Source organism: Mesorhizobium sp. USDA 4413 (genome assembly GCF_056280365.1).
The window spans coordinates 2,948,948-2,963,814 of the sequence record NZ_JBVPRP010000001.1 but is presented as its reverse complement, the minus strand read 5'-3'; the positions used below and the strand labels follow the sequence as shown (position 1 = coordinate 2,963,814).

The 14,867-nt window shown below is 64.5% G+C and carries 12 protein-coding genes and 2 pseudogenes; 8 read left to right on the top strand and 6 right to left on the bottom strand.

All coding sequences use genetic code 11. The features are described from left to right. Position 1 precedes the first annotated feature (1 nt). From ACVMIM_RS14200 to melA, 4 genes and pseudogenes are all read left to right on the top strand, one after another. Entirely contained in the window at positions 2-1,009 is a 1,008-nt protein-coding gene (locus ACVMIM_RS14200) for an ABC transporter permease (protein ID WP_476112636.1), read from the top strand. After that, a pseudogene (locus ACVMIM_RS14195) lies at positions 1,010-2,159 on the top strand (ABC transporter permease). Positions 2,160-2,168: 9 nt separating this feature from the next. Then, positions 2,169-3,840 (top strand): annotated as a pseudogene (locus tag ACVMIM_RS14190) (ABC transporter ATP-binding protein). A gap of 20 nt (positions 3,841-3,860) precedes the next feature. Then, positions 3,861-5,228, top strand: a complete 1,368-nt coding sequence (gene melA, locus ACVMIM_RS14185) for an alpha-galactosidase (RefSeq protein WP_476112634.1) — start codon at positions 3,861-3,863, stop codon at positions 5,226-5,228. Here melA and purD read toward each other — a convergent pair whose 3' ends face one another. Next, the gene (gene purD, locus ACVMIM_RS14180; protein ID WP_476112632.1) at positions 5,229-6,509 is read right to left on the bottom strand and encodes a phosphoribosylamine--glycine ligase; all 1,281 of its coding nucleotides are present in this window, start codon (positions 6,507-6,509) and stop codon (positions 5,229-5,231) included. A gap of 176 nt (positions 6,510-6,685) precedes the next feature. After that, positions 6,686-7,480 carry a phytanoyl-CoA dioxygenase family protein gene (locus ACVMIM_RS14175; protein WP_476112630.1) on the bottom strand — a complete coding sequence of 265 codons (795 nt, stop codon included), beginning with the start codon at positions 7,478-7,480 and terminating at the stop codon, positions 6,686-6,688. A 112-nt stretch (positions 7,481-7,592) separates the two neighbouring features. On the opposite strand from ACVMIM_RS14175, the gene ACVMIM_RS14170 reads away from it, so the two are divergent. After that, on the top strand, positions 7,593-8,483 hold the full coding sequence (locus tag ACVMIM_RS14170; protein ID WP_476112628.1) for a LysR family transcriptional regulator: 891 nt from the start codon (positions 7,593-7,595) through the stop codon (positions 8,481-8,483). 51 nt (positions 8,484-8,534) lie between these two features. Further along, the gene (gene ubiA / locus ACVMIM_RS14165; protein WP_476117220.1) at positions 8,535-9,518 is read left to right on the top strand and encodes a 4-hydroxybenzoate octaprenyltransferase; all 984 of its coding nucleotides are present in this window, start codon (positions 8,535-8,537) and stop codon (positions 9,516-9,518) included. 202 nt (positions 9,519-9,720) lie between these two features. On the opposite strand, the gene ACVMIM_RS14160 is transcribed toward ubiA, so the two are convergent. The 3 genes from ACVMIM_RS14160 to ACVMIM_RS14150 form a co-directional block, all read right to left on the bottom strand. Beyond that, positions 9,721-10,287 (bottom strand): DUF6101 family protein, encoded by a 567-nt coding sequence (locus tag ACVMIM_RS14160; protein ID WP_041002489.1) that lies wholly within the window; start codon positions 10,285-10,287, stop codon positions 9,721-9,723. Between the two features lie 185 nt (positions 10,288-10,472). Continuing rightward, entirely contained in the window at positions 10,473-11,906 is a 1,434-nt protein-coding gene (locus ACVMIM_RS14155) for an FAD-binding oxidoreductase (protein ID WP_476112626.1), read from the bottom strand. Positions 11,907-11,983: 77 nt separating this feature from the next. After that, entirely contained in the window at positions 11,984-12,946 is a 963-nt protein-coding gene (locus tag ACVMIM_RS14150) for an L-threonylcarbamoyladenylate synthase (protein WP_476112624.1), read from the bottom strand. Between the two features lie 275 nt (positions 12,947-13,221). Here ACVMIM_RS14150 and ACVMIM_RS14145 point away from each other — a divergent pair, with 275 nt between their 5' ends. Together ACVMIM_RS14145 and ACVMIM_RS14140 are read left to right on the top strand one after the other, a co-directional pair. Next, the gene (locus ACVMIM_RS14145; RefSeq protein ID WP_476112622.1) at positions 13,222-13,734 is read left to right on the top strand and encodes a hypothetical protein; all 513 of its coding nucleotides are present in this window, start codon (positions 13,222-13,224) and stop codon (positions 13,732-13,734) included. Positions 13,735-13,889: 155 nt separating this feature from the next. Further along, on the top strand, positions 13,890-14,279 hold the full coding sequence (locus tag ACVMIM_RS14140; protein ID WP_476112620.1) for a hypothetical protein: 390 nt from the start codon (positions 13,890-13,892) through the stop codon (positions 14,277-14,279). A 107-nt stretch (positions 14,280-14,386) separates the two neighbouring features. Here the strand turns inward: ACVMIM_RS14140 and ACVMIM_RS14135 are convergent, their stop codons facing one another. Then, complete coding sequence (locus tag ACVMIM_RS14135) at positions 14,387-14,743, bottom strand: ATPase (protein WP_476112618.1); 357 nt, start codon at positions 14,741-14,743, stop codon at positions 14,387-14,389. Between the last annotated feature and the right edge of the window lie 124 nt (positions 14,744-14,867).

Below are 14,867 nucleotides of genomic sequence, written 5' to 3'. Positions count from 1 at the left end.
CATGCTGCGATTCCTGATCATGCGCATAGCGTCGGCGATCCCCGTGCTTGCCATTCTGAGCCTCGTCACCTTCGCCATCATCCAGGCGCCGCCCGGCGACTATGCCGACTACATAAGATCGCAGCTGATCAACCAGGGCGGCGCCTCCTACGCCGAGGCCGAAGCGCAGGCCCAGGCCTATCGGAAGGAACACGGCCTCGATAAGCCGCTGCCCATCCAGTATCTCAATTGGATCGGCGGCATCGTTACCCGCGGCGATTTCGGCTACAGCCTCTACTACAACAAGCCGGTGGCCGACGTGGTCGGCGAGCGGCTGCCGCGCACGCTGCTGCTTGCGCTGGTCTGCCACCTGCTCGCCTCGGTGCTCGGCATCACCTTCGGGATATGGGCGGCGACGAGGCAGTATAGCTGGATCGACTCGACACTTTCGGCGATCTCGTTCCTCGGCATGACGGTGCCGCGCTTCCTGATGGCGCTGATCATCGTCTATCTGCTGGTTTTCCAGTTCAACGTGTCGGAGATCGGCTCGTTCTTCTCGCCGCAATATGGCGGCGCGCCGTGGTCGTGGGGGAAATTCGTCGACCTGGTCAAGCATGTCTGGCCGGTTGTGGCGATCGCGACCTTCGGCGGCCTCGCCTATAACATGCGCGTCATGCGCGGCAATCTGCTCGACACGCTGAACATGCAATATGTCGAGACGGCCAAGGCCAAAGGGCTGACCGGCGGTGCGGTGGTGATGCGGCACGCCGTGCCCAACGCGCTGCACCCGCTGGTCATGTATCAAGGCGTGGTGCTGCCCTATATGCTCACCGGCGAGATCGAAACGGCAATCATCTTCGCGCTGCCGACCGTCGGGCCGGCGATCGTCGGCTCGATGGCGGTGGGCGACGTCTATGTCACCGCAACCTTCATGATGGTGCTGTCGGCGACACTGATCGTCGGCAACATCATCGCCGACATGCTGCTCGTGCTGCTCGATCCCCGCATTCGCCAGTTCGGGGAGCGCTAGATGTTGGCGCGCGACCCCTCCCCGACGCCCCTTACTCCCTTGCCCGCAGAAGGCGTGATCATAGCCGAGCCGGCGCATGGCAATGAAAGCTATATCGCGCTGGTCTGGCGCCGTCTGAAGCGTTCCTGGACCGGCATGGCCGGGCTCTTCCTGGTGGTGCTTCTGCTCGTCATGGCGGTGTTCGCGGATTTCATCGCGCCCTCGGATCCGAAGGCGACCGATGTCGCCTTCGCGCCGCCGGAGGTGCCGAGCTTTCACGACAAGGACGGCAATTTCACCTTCCGGCCGAGAATCTATGCGCTGGCCGACTCGGCCGATCTCGATCCGGTCACCTTCCAGCCGATCGTCGGCCCCGACTACGACCATCCGCGGCTGCTCGGCTTCTTCGTCGAGGGCGCGCCCTACCGGCTCTTCGGGCTGGTCCCGGCGGACCGGCACTTCTTCGGCTCGATGGACGGCCAGCCGGTGCATTTCCTCGGCACCGACAAATTCGGACGCGACGTGCTCTCGCGCGCCATCCACGGCTCGCGCGTCTCGCTAATGATCGCGCTGACGGTCGTCCTCATCATCACCGTTATCGGCACGACCGTCGGCATGGTCTCCGGCTATTTCGGCGGCAAGTTCGATGTCTGGGTGCAGCGCTTCGTCGAGCTGGTGCTCGCCTTCCCGCAACTGCCGCTCTATCTCGCGCTGACGACGCTGATCCCGGTCACCGCGCCGACCAATGTCTTCCTCGGTTTCGTCATCATCGTCATGTCGGCGCTGGGCTGGGCGCAAATGTCGCGCGAGGTGCGCGGCAAGACGCTGGCGCTGGCGCGCATCGACTATGTGCGCGCCGCCATGGCGGTCGGCGCTACCGACCGGCGCATCATCATGCAGCACGTTTTGCCCAATGTGATGAGCCATGTGATCGTCGCGGTGACAATCGCGATCCCGACCGTGGTGCTGCTCGAAGCCTTTCTCGGCTTCCTCGGCTTTGCGGTGAAGCCGCCGCTGATCTCATGGGGCCTGATGCTGCAGGACACGGCGACCTATTCGGTTATCGGCACCTATCCGTGGATCCTCTCGCCGGTCGGCTTCGTGCTGGTCACCGTCTTTGCCTTCAAACGCGCTGGGCGACGGCCTGCGCGATGCCGTCGATCCCTATTGAGGTGGCCGGATGACGACGATCGCGCTTTCAGACAATTTCGCACCGGCCGCCCGGCATGATCATGGCGCGCGCCATGACCAGCCGATTATCGACGCCCGTAACATCGAGGTCGCCTTCAAGGTCGAGCACGGCACCGTCGAGGCGGTCAAGGACGTCTCGTTCCAGCTCTATCGCGGCGAGACCATTGCGATCGTTGGCGAATCCGGCTCCGGCAAGTCGGTGACGGCCCGCACCGTCATGGGGCTCTTGTCGCGGCGGGCGACGGTGTCGCCCAACTCAAGCGTCGAATATCTCGGCCAGAACATCCTGAAATTCCCCGAGAGCGCCCGGCGCAAGCTGCGCGGCAACCGCATCTCGATGATCTTCCAGGAGCCGATGAGTTCGCTCAACCCGATCTATACGGTCGGCAGCCAGATCGTCGAGGCGATCCGGGTGCATCGCAAGGTGAGCCGCAGTGGAGGCCTGGGCGCGGGCGCTCGAGCTTCTCAAGCATGTCCAGATCCCCGAGCCGGAGGCGCGGCTCAAGCAATATCCGCATCAGCTCTCCGGCGGCCAGCGCCAGCGCGTCATGATCGCGATGGCCTTGGCCAACGAACCCGACGTGCTGATCGCCGACGAGCCGACCACCGCGCTCGACGTCACCGTGCAGGCGCAGATCCTCAACCTCATCCGCAATCTTCAGAAAGAGCTGAAGATGGCGGTGATCCTGATCACCCACGACCTCACCGTGGTGCGCAAGTTCTCCGACTATGTCTATGTCATGCAGCATGGTGAGATGCGCGAGCACAACGTCACCGAGCGGCTATTCGCCAACCCGCAGCATTCCTACACGCGGCGGCTGCTCGCTTCCGAACCGCACGGCCGGCCGAAGCCGCTGCCGGACGGCAGCGGCACCATCCTCGAGGCGAACGGCGTGCGCGTCTGCTTCATGCTGCGCCACGGCTCTTTCCTGAAGCCGGACTGGCGCGAACTGGTCGCGGTCGACGATCTCGACCTGAAGCTTTGCCGCCACGAGACGCTCGGGCTGGTCGGTGAATCCGGCTCCGGCAAGACCACCTTCGGCCAGGCGCTGCTCAGATTGCAGGACGCTAAGCGTGGCGAAATCCGCTTCGACGGCCAGCCGATCGAGAAGCTGTCGCGCGCCGAGATGCGGCCGCTGCGCTCGCGCATGCAGATCGTCTTCCAGGATCCGTTCTCCTCGCTCAATCCGCGCATGACGATCGGCCAGATCATCGAGGAAGGGCTGGTGGTCAACAGACTGGGCGCGACGCGGCGCGAGCGGGTCGGGCGGGTGCGCGAGGCGTTGGTCAGCGCCGGCATGCCGGGCAACATCCTGTCGCGCTTCCCGCATGAGTTCTCCGGCGGCCAGCGGCAGCGCATCGCGATCGCGCGGGCGATTGCGCTGGAGCCTGAATTCATCCTGCTCGACGAGCCGACTTCGGCGCTCGACCTTTCCGTACAGGCGCAGATCATCGACTTGTTGCGCAAGCTGCAGGACGAGCGGGGCTTGAGCTATCTGTTCATCTCGCACGACCTCAAGGTGGTGCGGGCGCTCTGCCACCGGGTCATCGTCATGCAGCACGGCAAGATCGTCGAACAGGGACCTGTCGACGAGGTCCTTTCCAATCCCAAGACCCCCTACACCGAACGGCTCGTCAGGGCCGCATTCGACGTGGCGTGACCATATTCCGGAGGCTTACAGTGGCTAGAAATCCCAGGATCACCTTCATCGGCGCCGGCTCGACGGTGTTCATGAAGAACATCATCGGCGACGTGCTGCAGCGGCCGGCGCTGTCCGGCGCGACGATCGCGCTGATGGACATCAACCCGCAGCGCCTGGAAGAGAGCGCTCTCGTGGTCAACAAGCTGATCGCGACGCTTGGCGTCAAGGCCAAAGCCGAGACCTATTCCGACCAGCGCAAGGCGCTGGCGGGCGCCGACTTCGTCGTCGTCGCCTTCCAGATCGGCGGCTACGAGCCCTGCACCGTCACCGATTTCGAGGTGCCGAAGAAATACGGGCTGCGCCAGACCATCGCCGACACGCTCGGCGTCGGCGGCATCATGCGCGGCTTAAGGACCGTGCCGCATCTGTGGAAGATCTGCCAGGACATGCTCGCCGTCTGCCCGGAGGCGATCATGCTGCAATATGTGAACCCGATGGCGATCAACACCTGGGCGATCGCCGAGAAATACCCGCAAATCAAGCAGGTGGGGCTCTGCCATTCGGTGCAGGGCACGGCGATGGAGCTGGCGCACGACCTTGATCTTCCCTACGAGGAAATCCGCTACCGCTCGGCCGGCATCAACCACATGGCCTTTTATCTCAAATTCGAGCATCGCCGGCCGGACGGTTCCTACCGCGACCTCTATCCCGACCTCGTGCGCGCCTATCGCGAAGGCCGCGCGCCGAAGCCGGGCTGGAACCCGCGCTGCCCGAACAAGGTGCGCTACGAGATGCTGACCCGGCTCGGCTATTTCGTCACCGAAAGCTCGGAGCATTTCGCCGAATACACGCCCTATTTCATCAAGGACGGGCGCAGCGACCTGATCGAGAAATACGGCATTCCTCTCGACGAATATCCGAAGCGCTGCATCGAGCAGATCGAAGGCTGGAAGAAACAGGCAGAGGCCTACCGTTCCGCCGACCGGATCGAGGTGGCGCAGTCGCGAGAATACGCCTCGGAGATCATGAACTCGGTGTGGACCGGCGAGCCGTCGGTGATCTACGGCAATGTCCGCAACAATGGCTGCATCACCTCGCTGCCCGCCGACTGCGCGGCAGAGGTGCCGTGCCTAGTCGATGCGTCGGGCATCCAACCGACTTACATCGGCGACCTGCCGCCGCAGCTGACGGCGCTGATACGCACCAACATCAATGTGCAGGAGCTGACGGTGCGGGCGCTGATGAGCGAGAACCGCGAGCACATCTACCATGCGGCGATGATGGATCCGCACACCGCGGCCGAGCTCGATCTCGACCAGATCTGGTCGTTGGTCGACGACCTGCTTACCGCGCATGGCGACTGGCTGCCGGCCTGGGCACGGACAGGCAGAAGCAAGGCTGCCTGATCAGTTTCCGGTCTTTTCGCGCTCGACGGCGCGCCAGCCGATATCGTGGCGGTAAAAGCCTTGCGGCCAATCGATATGATCGATCGCGGCATAGGCCTTGGCCTGTGCCTCGCCGACGGTCTTGCCGAGCGCGGTGACGTTGAGCACGCGGCCGCCATTGGCGACCAGCGCGCCGCCATTGATGGCGGTGCCGGCATGGAAGACCTGGACGCCTTCGCCTTCCGCCTCGTCGAGGCCGCGGATGACCGAGCCCTTTTCCGGCGTGCCGGGATAGCCCCGCGCTGCCATCACCACGGTCAGCGCCGTCTCGTCGCTCCAGCGCACCGACATATGCGCGAGTTGGCCGTCGACGGCGGCGTTGAGCAGGACGAGCAGATCGTCCTTCAGTCGCATCATCAGCACCTGGCATTCGGGATCGCCGAAGCGGGTGTTGTATTCGATCAGCTTGGGGCCCTCGTCGGTGATCATCAGCCCTGCGAAGAGGATGCCGGCGAAAGGGGTGCCAAGATTGGCCATGCCGCGCATGGTCGGCTCGATTATCTCGCGCATGGTGCGTTCGCTCATTTCCGGCGTCATCACCGGCGCCGGCGAATAGGCGCCCATGCCGCCGGTGTTCGGCCCGGTATCGCCGTCGCCGACGCGCTTGTGGTCCTGCGCCGTGCCGAAGGGCAACGCCGTGGCGCCGTCGCAGAGGCAGAAGAAGCTCGCCTCCTCGCCGGTCAGATATTCCTCGACCACGACCTCTGCGCCGGCGGCGCCGAAGGCGCCGTCGAAACAGGCCTCCAGCGCGGCGTTCGCTTCATCGAGCGTCATGGCGATGGTGACGCCCTTGCCGGCGGCGAGCCCGTCGGCCTTGATGACGATCGGCGCGCCGGTCTTCTCGACATAGGCTTTTGCCGAGGCAAGGTCGCTGAAACGGCCATAAGCGGCGGTCGGGATGTTGAATTTGGCGCAAAGGTCCTTGGTGAAGCCTTTAGAGCCCTCGAGCCTGGCCGCCGCCTTGGACGGACCGAAGACGCGGATGCCCCAGACGCGCAAATCATCGGCGATGCCGGCGACCAGCGGCCCTTCCGGGCCGACCACGACGAGATCGATCTTCTTCTCCTGGCAGAAGGCGGCGACCGCGGAATGATCGGCAACGTCGAGCTTGACCGGCTCGGCGACACGGCCGATGCCGGGATTGCCGGGCGAGGCGTAGAGCTTCGTCAGCAGCGGCGAGGCGGACATCTTCCAGGCGAGCGCATGTTCGCGGCCGCCCGAACCGAGAAGAAGAACGTTCATGGCCACCTCTTGCTGATCGTCTCCCCGAACCCGCTATTGGTCCGCGGGCGACGGGTCAAGGCGTCTTGGCATTTTGGCGGCAATTGCGCACGGGAAGATGGGCCTCATCAAGGCCGATGCGACGTGCCCCGGACCTCCAGCGGTCGGGCGAAACGGCGCAAGCTCCGGAGGATGGCTCAGCTCTGGTAGATGACGGGGAACCAGTCCTCGCGCAGTTTCTGGCCAGCCTTCATGTCGTGGCCGGGATAGGGTGGCGAGGTGCGGCCGGGACGCTCTACATAATGCGCGTCGTCGCCGACCCAGCGCAGCGACAGCGCCCGACGCCGCGCCGAGGTCATGTTGCCACGCGCGCCGTGGGCGGTGCGGAAATCGAACAGTATGGCGTCGCCCGGATCCATCTCCCATTCGAGCACTTTCATTGAAGGGTCATTGTCGGGATCGGGCACCGGCAAGTAGTCGCCCTCGTCGGCATAGAAATTGGCGTCGTTCAGCCAGCGCACCGGCAGCACCATCTTTTCCCATTTGTGCGAGCCGGCGATCAGCCGCAGCGTCGCTTCCTTCACCGGATCGATCGGAATCCAGAAGCTTACCGTCTGGCTGCCTTCGACGAAATAATAGGGAATGTCCTGATGCCAGGGCGTCGGCTTCTGCGTGCCGGGCTCCTTGACCAGGACGTGGTCGTGGAAGAACTGGGCGCTGCGCGACTGCATGACCGCGGCCGCGAGCTCGGCGGCCGGCGATTCGCGCACGATCCTGACGAATTCCGGGATGCGCTCCCAGTTGCAGTAATCGTCGAAGAAGCTGCCCTTGCCGCCGGCGATGTCGGAGGCCGTGGCGCTGCGGTTCTGCATATTGCGTTCGATGCCTGCGGCGATGACATCGACCCAATCCTTGAAGGCGCCGCGGATGCAGACGGCGCCGTCGCGCTGGTAATCGGCAATCGTCGAGGCATCGATCTTCGGGCTGGCCATGGCGCGCTCTCCTTGGGTTGGCAAGCGACTATCGCAAGCGCCGGAATATCGCGTAAAATAATAACTTGTCATCTAATTTATAGCTTTTGCCTATGAGACCGACCCTCAGCCATTGCGCTATGTCGTTGCCGTTGCCCGCTATGGCAGCGTGACCGCGGCAGCCCAGGCGCTGAACGTCTCGCAGCCGTCGATCTCGGTGGCGATCGACAATGTCGAGGACGCGCTTAGCCAGAAACTGTTCGTGCGCCAGCGGGGAAGCGGCGTTTCGCTGACATCCTTCGGCCGCAGGGCCGTCGCGAAGGCAAGACAGGTGCTGGGCGAGGCGGACGAGTTGGCGGCGCTCGGATCGCGCGACGCCGATGTCGGCGGCGAGCTGGTGCTCGGCTGCTTCGAGGACCTGGCGCCCTATTTCGCGCCGGCGCTGATGCACGCCTTCGCCGAGCGCTGCCCGGCCGTCACCGTTGTCATCGGCGACGAGACCTTCGACACGCTGGGGCGGCGCCTGGCCGACAGCGCCGTCGATCTCGGCCTCACCTACGACCTCGGCCTGCCCGGGCACTTCAAGCGCATTCTGCTGCATGAGTTGCGGCCGCACGCGCTTCTGCCGGCCGGCCATGCGCTGGCGGACAAGCACGCCGTCAGCCTGGCGGAACTCGCTGAGCATCCGCTGATCACCACCGACCAGCCGCATAGCTGGCAGCATATGCTGGATCTCTTCCTCAGCCGCGGCCTGTCCCCGATCGCCCGGGCAACGACAAGCTCGTTCGAGCTACAGCGCTCCATGGTGGCGAACGGATTCGGCGTCGCGGTCAGCTATACGAGGCCCTATGGCGACCGCAGCTATGACGGCCTGCCGCTGATCGTAAAGCCGCTCTCCGACCCGCTGCCGATGCAGCGCATCATCCTGACGCATGACACGCGCCAGCGCCTGTCGAAGGCGGCCATGGCCTTCATCGACGTCGCCAGGGCATGGTTTGCCGGTCACGATGTTTTCACTGCCTAAGCGACACCGCGGCAGCTTGACGGCGCCTCTTGCTGCTGCCACTCCAGCGTGATGGAAACCGTCCAGTCGAAAGCGATCCAGGGCCGTGTCGCCGATGCGCCGAGCGGCCATTGGGTTTACCGGGTGCTGCCGCGTTGGCTCTGGCCCTATGCGCAGCTTGCGCGCTGGGACCGGCCGATCGGCTGGCAGCTGCTGTTGTGGCCCTGCTGGTGGTCGGCCGCACTTGCCGCGGGCGCCTATCCGCGCCCGACCGACCCGCTGCTGACGCTGCTTCCGGCGCCCTGGTACCTGCTGCTGTTCTTCATCGGCGCCGTTGCCATGCGCGGGGCCGGCTGCACCTATAACGACCTCGCCGACGAGGACATCGACAACCAGGTCGAGCGCACCCGCTCGCGGCCGTTGCCGGCGGGCAAGGTGACGCGCCGCCAGGCCTGGGCATTCGTCATCATCCAGGCGCTGGTGGGCCTGGCCGTGCTGGTGCAGTTCAACAGCTTTGCCATTCCGCTCGGCATCGCTTCGCTTGCGATCGTCGCGGTCTATCCTTTCATGAAGCGCATCACCAACTGGCCGCAATTCGTGCTTGGGCTCGCCTTCTCCTGGGGCGCGCTGATGGGCTGGGCAGTCGAGTTCGGCGACATCGATGACCCGGCGATCATGCTCTATATCGGCTCGATCCTGTGGGTGATCGGTTACGATACGATCTACGCGCATCAGGACAAGGAAGACGACGCCATCGTCGGAGTGCGCTCGACGGCGCGGCTGTTCGGCGACAACACCAAGACCTGGCTCACCGGGCTCTATGGCGGCGCGCTGATCTGCTTCGCCATCGCCTTTGCCTCGGCGCAGGTGCCGATCGTGGCGCTGGCCGGGCTGATCGCCGCCGGCGCGCATATGGCGCGCCAGATCATCCGGCTCGACATCAACAATCCGGACCAGTGCCTGAAACTGTTCAAGTCGAACAACCAGGTCGGCTGGCTGATCTTCCTCGGCCTGATCGGCGGCTCGGTGTGGATTTGGCTGAAGCCGCTGGTGTAGTCTCCCTTCTCCCCGTTGCACGGGGAGAAGGTGGCGGCAGCCGGATGAGGGGCAGCGCCAACCTTGAAAGCAAAGCCGAATCCACGGCGCCGATACAACTCGTACGAGGGATGGAGTTCGAGGTGGCCGAACGCCTAGGTCGGCGCTGCCCCTCATCGCCCTGCCGGGCACTTCTCCCCGTATAGTGACGGGGAGAAGAAACCTACTCTCTCGCAATAATCTCCTGGCCGTCGATGACGAGCCTCAAGCCCAGATTGCCGGCCTTGCGGCGGGCGAGGAAGCGCGGGCGGCGCATGGTCGAGACGCGGCCCTTGCGGCGTTCCTGCGGCGGCAGCGCCTTGATGGCGGCGCCGAGCGATTCTTCCAGCGTGCGGGCGATGCCGTCGGCTTCGATCAGCAGCATCGGCAGGCCATAGGCGTCGGCCCAGGCGCGCCAGTCGGCGGCGACGTCCTCGAGGTCGTCGGCGACCAGCAGCGGCACCGACAGCATCGGATCATTGTGCAGGAGCTCGAGTGTCACCGTGACGTTGCCGTCCGGATCCTCCATGGCGCGGGCGGCGACACCGCGGAACGCCTTGGCGGGCAGCGCGATGATCGCCGGCACGCCGCTCATCTCCAGCACACGGCGGATGACGGCACCGCGCTGGTCGATGGTGAAGGTCACGTCGCCGTAGTCGTCGCGGGTGGCATAGCTCACCATCTGCGGCAGGCGAAACGGGTCGAGACGCATGTTGCGCCCGGCCCAGACTGGCTTCAGTCCAGTGTTCATCGATGTCTTCCCTGTTAGTCCTGAGGGCCGTTTTTCCGGTTCTCTCAGGGCCGGTTTTTCCGGCCTCGTTATGGGAAGAAAAATTAGCGCTCGCTTCTTACCGGCGCGCTTAAGAAAGTCGGTTAAATTTTGCTGATCTTGGCGATGGTTATCGGAATGCGACCGGCGACCGCATTCAGGAAGAATCAGATAACCTTACCGGGATTCATGATGCCGGCCGGATCGAACGCCGCCTTCACGCGGCGCATCAGGTCGATCGCCATCGGCGGGGCCGTGGCGATCAGCTCATCGCGCTTCAGCTGGCCGATGCCGTGCTCGGCCGAGATCGAACCATGGAAGGAGCGCACGACATCGTGCACGGCCTTGTTCATGGGATGGTAGAGTTCGAGGAACGCCTCGTCCTGCCAATCGAGGGGGCGCGAGATGTTGTAGTGCAGATTGCCGTCGCCCATGTGGCCGAAGCAGACGACGCGCGCGCCGGGACAGACCCCTTCCACCACGCCGGCCGCCTTTTCGATGAAGTCGGGGATCGAGGCGATCGGCACCGAAATGTCATGCTTGATCGAAGCGCCCTCCGGCTTCTGGCATTCGGGCAGCGTCTCGCGGAAATTCCAGAAGGCGTCGCCCTGGGCAAGGCTTGCCGACACCACCGCGTCGCCGACGATGCTTTGATCGAGAGCCTCGGCCAGGATCTCCTCGATCAGCGCCCTGCCGTCTTCCTCGGAACGGCCGGAAGAAACCTGCATCAGCACGTACCACGGCCAGTCGTCGGCCAGCGGCCGGGTGATGCCTTGCCCGTGCTTGAGCGTGAAATCGTAGGGCCTTCTGGCGATCAGCTCGAAAGCGGTCAGCGATGCGCCCGCGCGGTCCATCGCCAAGGTGAACAGTGACAGCGCGTCTTTCGGGGACGACGGCAGGCCGGCAAAGGCGACCTCCCTGCCCTTCGGCTTCGGAAACAGCTTCAGCACCGCGGCGGTGATGACGCCCAGCGTGCCTTCGGCGCCGACAAAGAGGTTCTTCAGATCGTAGCCGGTGTTGTCCTTCTTCAGCTTGCGCAGATCGTCAAACACTTCGCCGGTCGGCAGCACGACCTCGACGCCAAGGCAGAGCTCGCGCGCATTGCCATAGGCGAGCACGCCGGTGCCGCCGGCATTTGAGGAGAGATTGCCGCCGATCTGGCAGGAGCCTTGGGCGGCGAGCGAAAGCGGAAACAGCCGGTCGGCGGCGTCGGCCGCTTCCTGCAGCGTCTGCAGGATAACGCCGGCCTCGGCCGTCACCGTATTCGATAGCACATCGATCTCGCGGATTTGGTTCAGCCGCGACAGCGAGAGCACGATGTCGCGGCCGGACTTGTCCGGCACCTGGGCGCCGACCAGCCCGGTGTTGCCGCTCTGCGGCACGATCGGGGTTCCGGTCTCGGTCGCAAGCCGCATGATGCGGCTCACTTCCTCGACGCTGCCCGGCCTCAGCACCAGCGATGTGCGGCCATGCCAAAGGCCGCGCCGCTCGGTGATGTAAGGCGCGATGTCGGCCTGGTCGCGCAACGCATATTTGTCGCCGACGATCGCAACAAAGCGGTCGATTACGGCGGGGTCGAGGTCGAAAGGCTGGTCGTTCATGGGTCAGAACCTAGAGCAATTCCAGGAAAAGTGCGAAGCGGTTCCGTCCGAAATTGCATCAAAACAAAGAGATAGGCTCAAGCGGTCTTGTCACGCGGCGCGGCGGCGCGCGCGAGCCGGTCATTGATCGCCTCTCCCAAGCCTTCGAACGGGATCGGCTCGACGGCGATGGTCGCGGCACCGCTGCGGTCGAGCGCCTGCATGAAAGCGAACAGATTGCTTGCCGCCTCGCGCAGGTCGCCCGCTTCGGAAAGGTTGCGCAGCGCAACGGCCCGTTCCCAGCCCTCGGCGCGGTTGCGGCCGAAGGCCAGCAACGCCTCGCCTTCAGCAATCTTTCCGACATTCAGCCGCATCGCGGCGCCCGGCGCATAATGCGAGGCGAGCATGCCCGGCGCCTCGATGCCGCCCGCGCCGCGCGACAGTTTCGCGCCGGCCACCGCCTCGATTTCCTCGGCGCCGATGCCGCCGGGCCGCAGCAGCCGCAGCTTGCCGTTCTCGACCTTGAGAATAGTCGATTCAAGGCCGACCGGCGTCGCGCCGCCATCGACGACCAGCTTGATCCTGTCGCCGAGATCGGCGGCGACGGCCTGCGCCGTGGTGCCGCTGATCCTGCCTGAAGAATTGGCGCTGGGGGCTGCGAGCGGCCGGCCGAGCCGCGCGATCAGTTCGCCGCCGAACCCGCGCGGCATGCGCAGCGCGATCGTGTCCAGCCCCGCGGTGACCAGCGGATGGATGCCACTGTCGGCGCGCTGCGGCAGTACCAGCGTCAGCGGGCCGGGCCAGAAGGCTTCGGCCAGTTTTGCCGAGAGCCGATCGAAGCCGGCAATACGATCCGCCATCGCGCGATTTGCGACATGGGCGATCAGCGGGTTGAAGCGCGGCCGGCCCTTGGCCTCGAAGATGCGCGCCACGGCGACGCCGTTGGTGGCATCGCCCGCTAGGCCGTAAACCGTCTCGGTCGGAATGGCGACGACGTCGCCGCCTTCGAGCAGCGCCAATGCCTGCTCCATAGCCTCGCCGGCCGCCAGTATCTCAGCCAAATTCGTCACCAGTCCTGAACATGCCGGTCCCGTAATACGGTCGCTTCCGCCGGGCAAGGGCGGGCATTGGCGATTTATCAATCCCTAAAATGTTAAGTTTCCGCGCAAGCCGGCTTCAATCTGCCGGCCCTAAACAGATATTCGTGGGGTACCCCACGAATATCTGTTTAGGTTTCCTGGGTTTTCGCAGGTTCTGATCGCAAAACCGTGGGACACTTTTGCGGACCTGCTTAGGGTGCGGGTTGGATGCGGTTGCGGGCTTGGGAGTTGTCGTGATGCGTTTGCTTGGAGCGTTCGGTATCAGCCTTCTGGCGATCAACGGCGCGGCACATGCCTCGTCGATCGTCGTGGTCGGCCCCTCGACCTCGACGCCTTCGGTCATCAGGCTGAATGCGATCGAACCGGCCAAGTTGTCCTCGGCCTCGACGCCGTCGATGATAGCGCTGGGCGATCCTGTGCCCGCCGTCACCGACGAAAAGGTCGCTGCGATTCCCGAGAGGTCCGGCCACCATCAGGCCCCGATGATCATTCGCGGCGGCGTTGTCGGCGGCGCTTTCGCAACGCCCGCGGCAACCGCGGCGGCCAAGCCCGCAACGCCGGCAACCACTCCCGCGGCCGCGCCGGCAAACGGCACGTCGCCGGCAACGCCTGCCAACGGCACCGCCTCCGCTTCGAACGGCAAAACCGGCAGCCAGCCGGCCGCGACGGAGAGTGCCCAGGCCGGCGCGCAACAACCGGCGCAGCCGCCAAATGCCCAGCCGCTGCCGCGCGTCGGCAAGGCGATGTAGATCACACTGGATACGCGTTCGATGTGTTAGGCGCTGTTTGTCGGGACGCAATTCCGGACGGAAAACCGTTCACACTTTTCCTGGGATTGCTCTCGCTGTCCGATTCCCGTCATCCGGATCGGGCACTATCACGCTGGCGTTTCAATGGGGATTTCATGACTGTTTTGAAAGCAATGACCGTTGCCGCACTGGTGGCGGCGACGATACTGGGCGCGGGCGCGGTGCGGGCCGACGACATGCTCGGCTCTTACGTCGCACGGATTTCCGATCGTGATCATCGCGCCAGCGACGGCTATCCGCTCAGCAGCGCGGCGCAAATGGTGCGGCAGGACCGCGCCAACTGGCACAAGTTCCACCGGCGCGACAGCGACGACCAGAGCGACCCCTGGTTCCGCAGCGACGGTTCGCGCGCCGACCTGCAGCGCATGCTGGAACGCGGCGGCGCCATGAGCAGCTCGACCCGGCGCGCTATCGTCAATGGCGAGCCGCTGATCGAGGTCGACGTCTATCCGGACAGCGTGCGGGTCAGCATCGTCGAAGATTGACGCATCAATCTTCCTGATTGACGGTCAATCTTCCTGGAAGACTGACGAGCCTGAGAAAAGGGGCGACGCAGAACGCGCCGCCCATACTTCAGACGACGGGAAACGGCTCAGGCCGCTTCTTCCTTGTCGTCGTCTTCGTCCGCGTCGTCTTCATCCTCGTCGCCATCTTCATCCTCGTCGTCGGATTCATCGTCGCCCGAGGCTTTGGCCTCTTCGTCGGCGTCGTCGTCCTCGCCGTCTTCGTCGTCATGTTCATCCTCGTCTTCCGACTCATCGTCGGCCGAGGCAGTGGCGTCTTCTTCGTCGTCGCTGTCTTCTTCTTCGTCCTCATCGTCCTCAGCAGGATCGGCGGATTCGACCGCCGCGGCGGCGGCGTGGTCGAGGATGTTTTCGGAAACGGATTCGATGGCCTCGGCGGCGGCCGGGGTCTCTTCAATCAGATCGATATCGTCAACGGAATTCATGGCATGCCTCCGTGGTTTGGGAACGTCTTTTGTCTGATGCATGTCGTTGTCCCGAAACCGCTGCACACTTCCGGGCGACATGCATTGGTTCTCCCACGTGGAGGTCATCGCCGTATGACTGTAA